Below are 12,706 nucleotides of genomic sequence, written 5' to 3' on the forward strand. Positions count from 1 at the left end.
ATAAATTATTCTTCAAATATAATTTTTTTTAGGGTTATTGCAATGCTTTTTTTGGAACTCTTAGTAAAAGAAAAAAGCCAATCACAAAAAACACTCCTAAAAACACAATGGCATTACGCATACTTCCTGTCACCTGATCAATAATTCCATAGATAGACATTCCGATTACTATTCCGATTTTCTCGGTTACATCATAAAAACTGAAATACGAGGCTGAATCCTCTGTTTCGGGCAATAGTTTCGAATAAGTCGAACGTGCGAGCGATTGAATTCCACCCATAACTAACCCTACAAACCCCGCTGTAGTGTAAAAATGAATTGGAGTATGAATGAAATAGGCAAAACAACACAATACTGCCCAAAAGCTGCACAGGAACAAAAGCGTGTTGATATTACCAAATTTTTCTGATGCCCTTGATGTTAATATGGCTCCTATCACTGCAACCAATTGAATAAGTAATATGCTAATTATTAATCCTGTAGTTTTCTGGCTTGGTGTTTCCCATGCAACTTCTGTTGCGCCAAAATAAGTTGCAACCAGCATTACCGTTTGCACCGCCATAATGAATACAAAATAACTGTTCAAGTAACGTTTCAAAGGCAAGTTTTGTTGCATTTGCTTCCAAACTTCTTTTAACTCATGAAAGCCTTTGAAAATAAAATCTTTGGTAAACGGAACGTCTGGCTTTGTTCCATTAGGTAAATAATGATAGGAGATATGGCTGAATCCAATCCACCAAATCCCAACCATGATAAAAGAATATTTCATCATTGAAATTTTCTGTTCATCAGGCACCAGCATAACCATCGCCAAATTGATAATCAGCAAAATAGTACTTCCAATGTACCCCATTGAAAATCCCCTGGCGCTCACACGGTCTTGCTGCTCTGGGAAAGCAATATCAGGCAAGTATGAATTGTAAAACACTAAGCTCGACCAGAATCCAATTAATCCAAAAAAATAAAAAGTATATCCGACTGTCAAGCTATCGATATCAAACCAATACAAACCAATACAGGAAAGCCCGCCCAAATAGCAAAAGAAGCGTAAAAAAGACTTTTTATTCCCGAGGTAATCCGCAATTCCAGATAAAAACGGCGAACAGATGGCAACCCATAAAAAAGCAAAGGCGGTAACAAATGAAATCATAGCTGTTGCCTTGACATGTTGACCAAAGAAAACAACATAATCGCGATTATCATCCTTAAAAATCTGCTCGTAATAAATAGGAAAAATAGCCGAAGCAATGACTAAACTGTAGACTGAATTTGCCCAGTCATAAAAAGCCCAAGCGTTGAGTAATTTTGGATGACCTTTTGGAAGTTTTGGCATAATGATGTTTTAAATAAAAAATCCCGATATAAATCGGGACTAAATATACTCTTTTTTTGGAATTGGTATGTTATTTAAACATTACCCCAAATTTTGCTGCTTCTGCTTTGGCTTCGGGAATTAATTTTCTCAAATTGTTAATTCTGGTTTCATCTGACGGGTGAGTACTCATGAATTCTGCTGGCTTATTTCCACCTGATGCAGCTGCCATTCGTGACCAAAAAGTCACAGCTTGTTCCGGATTATAACCTGCAATTGCCATTAATGTCAACCCAATTTTATCAGCTTCCGTTTCGTGACTTCTGCTAAAAGGTAACATACCTCCTATTTCGGTTGTTGCTCCATAAGCTGTCATCGCTATTTGTTGGGTTTCTTGACTTTTACTTCCAGTAGCTGCTGCTACACCAACGGCGCCAAGCTGCTGTAACATCCCGGCACTCATTCTTTGTTGACCGTGATTTGCCAACGCATGTGAAACCTCGTGTCCCATTACGGTCGCCAAACCAGCATCGTCTTTTGTTATTGGGAGAATCCCCGAATAGACTACAATTTTTCCCCCAGGCATACACCAAGCATTAACTTCTTTGCTTTCGACCAATTTATATTCCCATTGATAATCTTTAAGATAATCTTTATAACCATTAGCAGTCAACCATTTCTCCGCTGCGTTTTTAATTTTTGTTCCAATGTTAGTCACTTTGGTCGCGTCAGAAGTTCCGGTAACTACTTTGTTTTCTTTCAAGAATGTATTGTATTGTGCAAAAGCCGAAGGTAAAATTTCACTATTCGGAACCAAGGCTAAAGTGCTTTTTCCTGTAAAAGGATTTTTGGAACATGAAATGGCGAATGCTATCAATAAGGCACCACAAAATAAAATTCTATTATTACTCATGCGTAAATATTTGCTTTTTAGGAATTCGTGAATCTTCGATTTCATACTGTTTGTATTTAGTAACATCAAATTTATAAAAATTTTAGGCGCCAATTATATGTAATTCTGTGAAATCTTTATATAATATCAATGTGTTACCACCATTAAACTGTAGGGAATCTAAGGATATTTTTTCGTTGTCAACCTCTATTTTCTTCACTTTAAAAGGCAAAGCTTTCAAATTGATTCTGAAATTGGAATAATTAGTTTCAAAGGTTCCTTCTTTATGTTGCTGAATGATAAGCTCTTTTTCTTTTCCGTTTAGTGAAAATGTTCTCAACGAAAATCGTCCCTTGTTGTAATCGTAACCATCTTGTGCGTCTTCGTATACGGTCGATTTCTCTTTTCCAAGTTTATAATACACATCCAAAGTCAGTTCGTCAAATTGTAATTCGCCAACGTATTGCTGTACCGGATATTTCGGAATAATAGCACCTTCTTTAATAAAAATCGGAATCTGATCAAAATCGGTTTTAATCCAAAGCTCTTTTTTTCCTTCAATCAATTCGTTTGTCCAGTAATTGTACCAATTGCCTTTTGGAATATACATTCTTCTGCCCAATGCATTCGGTTCTAATATCGGGCAAACCAAAATCTGATTTCCAAAAATAAATTCATCGGTTCGGTAATGCGTGTGCATATCGTCTTGATCATAGTAAACCAGAGGCTTTAACATAGGCGTACCTTCATTCACATATTGCCAAAACATAGTGTACAAATACGGTAATAATTGATACCGTAATTCGACAAATTTCCTTGTAATATCGATTACCTCTTCTCCAAAGGACCAAGGTTCTTGTTCACCATGATCTCCCGAAGAATGGGTTCTACAGAACGGATGAAAAACCCCTAACTGTATCCAACGCGCATACAACTCACCCGAAGGCTGCTCGGCAAAGCCTCCAATATCAGATCCTGTGAATCCCATTCCGGACATTGACATTCGCTGCATTTGAATATTCGCAATCCATAAATGTTCCCAGCTCGCTACGTTATCTCCAGTCCAAGACGAAGTGTATCGCTGCGCTCCGGAATAAGCAGAACGTGTGATGATAAAAGGTCGTTTTGGGTAAGCATAGCGCTTTACACCTTCATACGTAGCTCGAGCCATTTGAGTTCCGTAAATATTGTGCGCTTTTCTATGACTACAAGGATTACCATCGTAATCGTGACGCACATCGTAAGGGAACGTTTTTCCGGGAACATCCATAACAGCAGGTTCATTCATATCGTTCCAAACGCCTTTCACTCCTATTTCTGAAATCAATTCTTTGAATAATCCGGCCCACCATTCGCGCACTTCAGGATTGGTATAATCCGGGAAATTACATTCGCCTGGCCACACTTTTCCTTTCATAAACGGACCATCAGCTCTTTTGCAGAAATAATCATTTTTCAACGCTTCTTGGTACACCCAATAATCTTTATCGATTTTGATTCCGGGATCAATGATGACTACCGTTTTGAAACCATCTTTAGCTAATTCGGCCACCATTCGTTTAGGTTCTGGAAAATATTCTTTGCTCCAAGTGAAGCAACGAAATCCTTCCATATAATCAATATCCAAATAAATAGCATCACACGGAATGCGCAATTCTCTGAATTTACTGGTAACTTCTTTAACCTTACTTTCCGGATAATAGCTCCATTTACATTGATGGTAACCTAAAGTCCACATCGGCGGAAGCTCAGGTTTTCCTGTCAAATGCGTATACGTTGTAACCACATCTGCCATCTTGGGACCATAGACAAAATAATAATTCATTTCACCTCCTTCTGCCCAAAAACTGGTAACGTTTCTGCGCTCGTGACAAAAATCAAAAAACGTTCTGAACGTATTGTCAAAGAATACGCCGTAGGCTTTGTGATGATGTAGGCCTATGTAAAAGGGAACTACTTTGTAAAGAGGTTCTTGGTCTTTATGAAATGCATATTGATCGGTTGCCCAATTTTCTACACGTTTGCCTTTTAGGTTGAGATGTGTAGGTTTATCGCCCATTCCGTAAAAACTCTCGCCATCCTTTGAGGCCTTACTCATCTTAACAATATTACCGCCATGTTCGTAGCATTCTTCCCAATGAAATCCGATTTCATCTTCTAAAATCGTAAATCCATCGATATCATGAATGGATATTTTTAAATCTTTTTTATTGATTTTACAGAATACTTTACTGGTTTTTATCAGATAATAGGTACTCTCTTCTGTGACTTCCAATTGATTGTAGCCGTGAGATTGTGTTTTATCTATGGCATACGAAAAGTCATTACTGAAATAGCCTTTGGTAGTATATCGGAAACGAATTAAACTATCGCGTAGAATGGTTATTTTTAGGATAACATTGTTGTCGGTGTGGAAAAAAATGCTGTCTGCATCCTGTTCAAAACTGATTATTTTAGAAGGAAATTGATCTCCTTTATGTTCAAGTTCTTGATTGGTAATCATAGAGTATGTTTTGTGTCAAGGCCAAATTTACAAAGTTGAAAACTAAAACCTAGTAAGTTAACTGAGTAGTTTTTAACTATAACGTTTGCGAATGATGATAGTCTAAAGAATAAACCTGTCAGATTTTAAAAATCTGACAGGTTTATTGAATTAATATAACCTTTTAAGATATTTTATATACTGAAACTCCCAAAGGTGGCAAGACTAATTCAGCCGAATAATCTCTGTAATTCCATGGTGTTTTATCGATTTTGATTGGCTTAGTCATTACAACGCCACTTCCTCCATATTCGGTACTGTCTGAATTGAAGATTTGCGTAAGTTTCCCTTTTGATGGCAAACCGATTCTGTAATTATCGCGCACTACAGGTGTGAAGTTACATACCACAATCAAACTTTCTTTTTCATTAGTACCTTTACGGATGTAGCTCAATACAGCGTTTTCACTATCGGTATAATTAATCCATTCAAATCCGTCAACATGGAATTGCTTTTCGTATAATGCCGGATTGTTTTTGTATAACGCATTTAAGTCGGTGATGCATTTCTTGATACCATCGTGATAACCAAACTGCAATAAATGCCAGTCTAAGCTTCCTTCAAAATTCCACTCACTGCTTTGCCCGAATTCAGCTCCCATAAACAATAGATTGGTTCCAGGATGGGTAAACATATAGCCATATAACAATCGTAGATTCGCAAATTTCTGCCATTCGTCTCCGGTCATTCTACCTAAAATAGAGTGTTTTCCGTACACCACTTCATCATGAGACAAGGGTAACATGAAATTCTCTGTAAACGCATAGGTCATTGAGAATGTCAAATCATTCTGATGGTATTTTCGGTACACCGATTCTTTTTTGAAATATTGAAGCGTATCGTGCATCCAGCCCATCATCCATTTCATTCCGAAACCTAAACCGCCTATGAATGTTGGTCTTGAAACCATAGGAAAACTGGTGCTTTCTTCGGCAATGGTTTGTGTATCTGGGAAATTAGAATACACTGCTTCATTGAAATCTTTTAGGAAACTGATGGTATCTAAATTTTCTCTTCCGCCGTAAATGTTAGGTTCCCATTCACCATCTTTTCGAGAATAATCTAAGTATAACATGGAAGCTACAGCATCAACGCGTAGACCATCTGCGTGGTATTGGCTTAACCAGAAAATGGCATTACTGATTAAGAAGGAACGCACTTCATTTCTTCCATAGTTAAACACCAAACTTTTCCAATCGGGATGGTATCCTTTTCTTCTGTCGGGATGTTCGTATAAGTTGGAGCCATCAAAAAATCCGAGACCGTGGGCATCATCGGGGAAATGTGACGGAACCCAATCCAGGATTACACCAATTCCGGACTGATGCAGTTTATCCACCAAAACCATAAAATCCTGAGGTTTGCCAAATCGAGAAGTTGGCGCAAAATAACCTACCAACTGATATCCCCAAGACGGGTCGTAAGGATATTCCATAATAGGCATGAACTCGACGTGAGTGAAACCTGTTTCTTTAACGTAATCTACCAATTGATCGGCTAATTCCAAGTAAGTTAGAAACTTTCCTTCTTTGTTTCGACGCCACGAACCCAGATGTACTTCGTATACTGAAAACGGTTTGTCTAAACCATTTTTGTCTTTACGGGTGTCCATCCATTTTTTGTCCTTCCATTTATAGTCTAAGTCCCAAATGATGGAAGCTGTTTGTGGCGGATGTTCGCAAAATAAAGCAAACGGATCGGCTTTTTCTGTAATGATGCCGCCGTTATTGGACTGTATTTTATATTTATAGGTTGTACCTTTTTCAACACCGGGAATAAAGCCTTCCCAGATACCCGAAGCGTCCCAACGCACATTGAGTTGATGTTCTCCCTGAATCCAATAATTGAAATCACCGACAACGGAAACCGAGCGTGCTGACGGCGCCCAAACGGCAAAATAAACGCCTTTAACACCGTTGACTTCGATTAGGTGTGCTCCCATTTTTTCGTATAATTTGAAATGCTTTCCGGCTTTGAATAAATCGATGTCAAAATCGGTGAAAAGGGAATGTACTTGTACTTGGTTCATTTTTTTGTTTAGTTGTTTGTTATAAACCTGACAGGTTTTAAAAACCTGTCAGGTTTGATTCTATATTTCTATCAATTCAAATCCTATCTAGCCCCGATGGTAGCGGCACCTTGTATAGCGGACAGCGGGAACACGGCTTCCAAAAATGCCCGAACTATTAGCTCCTAACTTTTTACCAACCCCATTTATAATTCATAATTTAAAATTCATAATTGAATTAATACCCCATAATACTCTGAATCCCTCTCAACGGAATTACCGCCCAGCGTGGACGTGAGTTTAATTCGTAACCCAGTTCGTAAACCGCTTTTTCGATTAAGCAATATTTTAAAAGGAAGTCAATTTCATGGTTGTAGCCAATGTTTAGGTTTCCGTTTTGGGCTTTCTCGATATAGGTTTCTAAAAAGACGCCAACGAAATAGTTAAACAACAGTTCGCCGGCTGTAAAAAGCTGTTCCTGATCGTAGGGATATTTTTCTTTGTTGTTGAAAATGGTTGCGTAAATGGCATAATGGAACGAGCGGAATAATCCTGCTACATCCTTTAATGGTGGTTGCTTTACCTTTCGGTCACGAATCGTACTTTCGGGTTCGCCTTCAAAATCGAGCAGATAGAAATCATCGCCATTGACCAGAATTTGGCCTAAATGATAGTCGCCGTGAATTCGGATCCGTTCCGATTTCATCTTGGTCCAATCGAAATCCACAAAATGTTTACGAACGAGTTTTTTATTTTCCATAAACTGATGGGCTAACTCGAGCGCCAATCCGTCTAATTTATGGAGACTGTTTTCGATGATGTTGAGTCGGTTTTGAAATTGGTACAGCATTCGGTTTTTCAACCAAACGGTATAATCGCCGTTGTACGTTGTTGGTGTAAAGGCAGTGTCGTGAATATCACCTCCCAAAGCAATGTGCATTTCGGCGGTGCGTTTGGCTAGGGTTTGCAACCTCAAAAACAAACTCAGTCCAACCCAATCAATAATTTCAGGCGGAATTTCATTGATTTTTAACCTTTTGAATAAGTCTATTTTGGGCAGCTTTTCAATCTTAATTTTTTTGGCTTTCAGGTTGCTGAAGACACCGTCGATTTCTTCGAGCATAAACTTCCAAGCATCGCCTTGATTCGGAACCAATTCCTGCATAAGTCCTAAGGTAATATTACCTTCGGGTAAAGCAAGATTGATGCTTCCTGTGTACGCCGGAGAGCTTTCAAACTGCATTCTCTCGGTTAAAAAACGGCTGATTTCATAATCAGGATTGGTACTGACATAAATGCGTCTGAATATCTTAAGCACAAAAGCATCGTTGTAAATTATGGAGGTATTGCTTTGCTCCAATCCCATAAATCGGGACGATTTGTATTCTTTGTCTTCAAACTTGGTTCCTTTGTGGAAAACCAATTTTAGTTCCTTGGTATCTTTAGATTGTACAATATTGTCAAACAATAACTTTCGGAAATCCTCCTGATGTAAAGCATCTACTAAAAACCCTTTTTGATTGCCCATTTTTACAGGTGCAATGATGGTACTGGTATCCAGCTCATCTTCTGCCATAAAGGCCAACGGCATGAAGTAATGTTGGTAAAAGGCTTCCTTGAAATTCACTTCCAATAGTACACCGTAATAACTGTTCTTTTTGGAAGAAATCTTGAAATGATCAACCACTTCAATGTATTTTAAAGTACTGGCTTTTCCACCATACCAACGTTTATTGATGATATAATTTTCTAAAATATCCGAAGAGAATACTTTGACAAACTCTTCATCCTCAAACGCTGTTTTCCAATCGGTCTTGAAAACAAATGGCGTTGTAAAAGTATCTTGGTTATCATTTTCCATAATTCAATGCTTTAGGCTTTAGGCTGTACGCTATAGGCTTTTTAATTGCTATTTTAGAATTTTAAATAAATGGAAAGGCAATGCCGGATTTAATTCGACAAAATTCCATTCTTTATCCCAAATGTAACTGTTTCCGGTGATCAGTTCAATTACCTTAATAGGTTGTCCGGGATGAAGTCCTAAAGATTGCATGGGCAACTGCACCCAAGCTTGTTTTGGATAATAGGGATCGATGCTACAAATCATCAATGTTTCATCAAGTTTGTCGTCATCATATTTGTAATACGCTAAAACTTGGTCGTTATCGGTAGCACAAAACTCTATATTGTTGGTTTGTTGCAATGAAGGTTGTTCGTGTCGTATTCTGTTTAATCTTGATATAACAGTAATCAATTTATTCTGAACCGACCAATCCCAATTATAGTACTCATACTTTTCTGAATTGTGATATTCTTCTTTGCCTGGCATGGCTTCCGAAACCATGTACTCATAAACAGGGCCATAAATACCGATACTTGAGCTTAATGTTGCCGCTAAAAAATATTTGTGAAGATAGACACTTTCATTGCCGCTTTGCAACGCATAGGGTAAAATGTCTGGTGTATTCGGCCAGAAGTTCGGTCGGAAAAATTCTTTTTGATCGGTTTTGGTTAACTCCTCTAAATACTCAATAAGTTCGGCTTTAGTGTTTCGCCAGGTATAATAGGTGTAAGATTGCGTAAAGCCTTGTTTTGCTAATTCGTGCATGATTTTCGGTCGTGTAAAAGCTTCCGCTAAAAACAAGACATCGGGATGTTTTTTCTTCACTTCGGCAATCAGCCAACCCCAAAAATAGAAAGGTTTAGTATGAGGATTATCAACTCTGAACACTTTAATATCGCATTCTTCTACCCAAAACAAAGCAACATCTAATAACTCCTTCCAGAGGTTCTTCCAGTCACCGCTTTCAAAATAAATCGGTTGGATATCCTGATATTTTTTTGGCGGATTTTCGGCATATTGTACGGTTCCGTCTGGACGCCATTTGAACCACTGTGGAAAATCTTTTACATAAGGATGATCCGGTGCGGCCTGTAAAGCATAATCCATGGCGACTTCTATATTCAACTTTTTAGCGGCTTTTACCAACGATTTGAAGTCTTCAATACTCCCCAATTCAGGGTGCGTTGCTTTGTGTCCGCCATGCTTAGAACCAATGCCCCAAGGCGAACCTACGTCACCCTTTTCTGCAGTAGTAGCGTTATTTTTTCCTTTTCGATTGACTTCACCAATAGGGTGAATTGGAGGGAAATATAAGGTATCAAATCCCATCGCAGCCACTCTTGGCAATAGTTTTTCACAGTCTTTAAAAGTACCGTGCTTTCCTTTTTCTTGAGATGCCGAACGTGGAAAAAATTCATACCAAGTACTAAACAACGCTTTTTTTCTGTCGACATACACTTGCAACTCAGCCGAAGCATTAGCTAACATTCGTGTCGGATACTTTTTGAAAATATGATGCAGTTCAGGAGACAACGCTATAGCAATGGCCTTATCGTATTGTTTCGCATCTTGAAAAGCTTTTACAGCCGATGTTAAATAGGTCTTCTCTTCTTTGCTGACTTCTTTTACAATAGCTTCGCAATATTCGGCTCCTTCCAGCAATTCGGATTTAACGTGCTGATTATCCTCAATTTTTCTCTGCGTCCCATGTTGCCAATTTAAGGCGTAATCCACCCAGCCTTCCACAAAATAGGAATAGAATCCTTGCTTTTCGACTTTAAACTCAGCAATCCATTCATCATTACCGGTTTCAGTCATTCGAATTTCCTGCCACTTTTTATCCTTTTCGTGCTTAAACTTTACGCTGCAGGCAACAACATCATGCCCATCAGAAAAAACATTAGCGGTTACTGTTACTTTTTGACCTACAATTCTTTTGATAAAAAAAGCTCCACCGTCAAGCTGTGGAGAAACATTTTCAATGATAATTCGGGTTTGGTTTTGCATTTTAGTTGTACTTTTAAGAAGTTGAAATTTAGAGAAAAATATAATACCTTAAAAATTGCAGTATAATTTTATGGAAATGACAAAAAAAGCAGACATACCCAAGCAATCATTGCAAATTCCGAAGGCAATCACCCGAACTGCTAAATTATTACAAGCAATTTCACCAAAACTGGCCACAAGCTTTGCCGCAAAACTATTCACAACACCACTGAAACACCGAATTCCTAGGCGGGAATTTGATATGGAAAAAAATAGCCGGCAGGAAAAGTTATTTGTTCCTAAAATAAACAAAGAAGTTCACCTCTATCATTATGGAAAGAGCAGTCGCAAAATACTCCTTGTTCACGGCTGGTCTGGTCGCGGAACACAATTAGTTAAAATTGCCGATGCCTTATTGGAAAATGGATATGCAATTATAAGTTTTGATGCACCGGCACATGGAAAATCAGGAAGCAAAACAACCATTATGCCCGAATTTATCGCTTCCATTTTAGAGATAGACAAGCAGTTTGGACCTTTCGAATATGTTATCGGACATTCCCTAGGAGGCATGTCGATATTAAATGCTATTAAACAGGGTTTAAAAGTTGAAAAAGCAGTGATTATTGGTAGTGGAGATATCATTCAGGATATATTGGATTCGTTTGTTTTAAAATTAGAACTCAAACCCGAAATCGCTTTGATGATGAAAGCTCATTTTGAGAAAAAATTTGGTGAACCTATGGAAAACTATGCCGCGAGTTTTGCTGCACAATCCGTTGAAATTCCAGTATTGGTCATTCATGACGAAAACGATGAAGAAATAAATAGCACTGCAGCTCATCATATTCACCAAAATCTAAAAATAGCTGAAATCATGATAACTAAAGGTTTAGGACACCGAAAAATCTTAGGAGATAAAAACGTTATTGAAAAAATCCTTACTTTTATTAAAAAGTAAATCACTATGGAACTATTTGAAACTACCGACTGGCCCGCGGTTTTCAGACCTTTAATCGAAAAGTATAAAAATAAAAAACATCCTCTGGAGTATCAGAATCTTTATCAATTATTGGTAATGGTGGTCCTTTCAGCGCAAGATTCTGATGCCAATATCAACAAAATTGCACCTTCCTTATTCGAAACCTTTCCCACCTTACAATCCTTAGCCGATAGTTCCGTAGAAGAATTGATACCCTATATTACCAAAGTTCGTAATTACAATACCAAAGCCAGTTGGCTAATTGAAATTGCCACAACCCTCAAAACCGACGACAACATACCAACAACGCTAGAAGAATTAATTACCCTAAAAGGTATAGGAAGAAAATCCGCTAACGTAATCATGCGTGAAGCCGAAGTGCCTGCCCAAGGTATTATTTGCGATCTTCACGTAATAAGGGTTGCTCCTCGAATCGGAATCGTAAAAGAATCCAATGACGGAAACAAAATTGAAAAAGAACTTATGCAAATATTGCCCAAAGAAATTTGGGGAGACATTGGTATGGCACTCTCCTTTCTGGGAAGGGAAACCTGTCGCCCCACAAACCCAAAACACAGCGAATGTGTGGTTAGTGAATATTGTCACTATTGTAAATTACAAAATTCCTAATTTCTTGGGCGTGCCCCACCTATGGTGGGTCGAGCTATCCACGCTACATGGTAGCTGCTTCTATCCCTCACGCTTGATGGCAAGAATTTGATATTAAGAGGAGCAAGCCCAGTGGGCTTCAGATTTGATATTAAGAGGAGCAAGCCCAGTGGGCTTCAGATTTGATATTAAGAGGAGAATGTCCGGTGGACATTCGGTAAAACAAAAAAGTCCTTCACTTTCGTGAAGGACTTTCTAAAAAAAGGCGGCGACACGAACGCAGTGACTGCGCCGCACCGCTTAAAAACAAGAAAGCCTGTTTCTTTTGAAACAGGCTTTCCATAAAAAAAGGCGGCGACATACTCTCCCACATAACTGCAGTACCATCTGCGCAGTCGGGCTTAACTTCTCTGTTCGGAATGGGAAGAGGTGAGCCCCGACGCAATAACCACCTTAAGTTGTAAGTCTAAAGTCGAATGTCATAAAGTCTAAAGTTACCTTTCGGACTTTGGACTTTCGCCTTTAAGACTGC

8 protein-coding genes and 1 rRNA gene are annotated in these 12,706 nt (G+C 38.5%); 2 read left to right on the forward strand and 7 right to left on the reverse strand.

The window, feature by feature from the left end; genetic code table 11:
• Positions 1–34: 34 nt before the first annotated feature.
• The 6 genes from ACULEU_RS09300 to ACULEU_RS09325 all read right to left on the reverse strand — a co-directional run bounded on the left by ACULEU_RS09300 (position 35) and on the right by ACULEU_RS09325 (position 10,604).
• The gene (locus tag ACULEU_RS09300) at positions 35–1,333 is read right to left on the reverse strand and encodes an MFS transporter (protein WP_445452327.1); all 1,299 of its coding nucleotides are present in this window, start codon (positions 1,331–1,333) and stop codon (positions 35–37) included.
• A gap of 70 nt (positions 1,334–1,403) precedes the next feature.
• Positions 1,404–2,225, reverse strand: a complete 822-nt coding sequence (locus tag ACULEU_RS09305; protein ID WP_445454839.1) for a M48 family metallopeptidase — start codon at positions 2,223–2,225, stop codon at positions 1,404–1,406.
• An 82-nt stretch (positions 2,226–2,307) separates the two neighbouring features.
• Positions 2,308–4,707 (reverse strand): glycoside hydrolase family 31 protein, encoded by a 2,400-nt coding sequence (locus ACULEU_RS09310; RefSeq protein ID WP_445452328.1) that lies wholly within the window; start codon positions 4,705–4,707, stop codon positions 2,308–2,310.
• Positions 4,708–4,870: 163 nt separating this feature from the next.
• Positions 4,871–6,775, reverse strand: coding sequence for a 1,4-alpha-glucan branching protein GlgB (gene glgB, locus ACULEU_RS09315; protein ID WP_445452329.1), 1,905 nt, complete (start codon positions 6,773–6,775; stop codon positions 4,871–4,873).
• Between the two features lie 217 nt (positions 6,776–6,992).
• Positions 6,993–8,615, reverse strand: coding sequence for a maltokinase N-terminal cap-like domain-containing protein (locus ACULEU_RS09320; protein ID WP_445452330.1), 1,623 nt, complete (start codon positions 8,613–8,615; stop codon positions 6,993–6,995).
• Between the two features lie 48 nt (positions 8,616–8,663).
• Positions 8,664–10,604, reverse strand: coding sequence for an alpha-1,4-glucan--maltose-1-phosphate maltosyltransferase (locus ACULEU_RS09325; protein WP_445452331.1), 1,941 nt, complete (start codon positions 10,602–10,604; stop codon positions 8,664–8,666).
• 76 nt (positions 10,605–10,680) lie between these two features.
• On the opposite strand from ACULEU_RS09325, the gene ACULEU_RS09330 reads away from it, so the two are divergent.
• Positions 10,681–11,544 (forward strand): alpha/beta hydrolase, encoded by an 864-nt coding sequence (locus tag ACULEU_RS09330; protein ID WP_445452332.1) that lies wholly within the window; start codon positions 10,681–10,683, stop codon positions 11,542–11,544.
• A gap of 6 nt (positions 11,545–11,550) precedes the next feature.
• Positions 11,551–12,195 carry an endonuclease III domain-containing protein gene (locus ACULEU_RS09335; RefSeq protein WP_445452333.1) on the forward strand — a complete coding sequence of 215 codons (645 nt, stop codon included), beginning with the start codon at positions 11,551–11,553 and terminating at the stop codon, positions 12,193–12,195.
• Between the two features lie 325 nt (positions 12,196–12,520).
• Here ACULEU_RS09335 and rrf read toward each other — a convergent pair.
• Positions 12,521–12,630 (reverse strand): 5S ribosomal RNA (rrf, locus tag ACULEU_RS09340).
• Between the last annotated feature and the right edge of the window lie 76 nt (positions 12,631–12,706).

It is taken from the genome of Flavobacterium sp. 25HG05S-40, assembly GCF_052654735.1.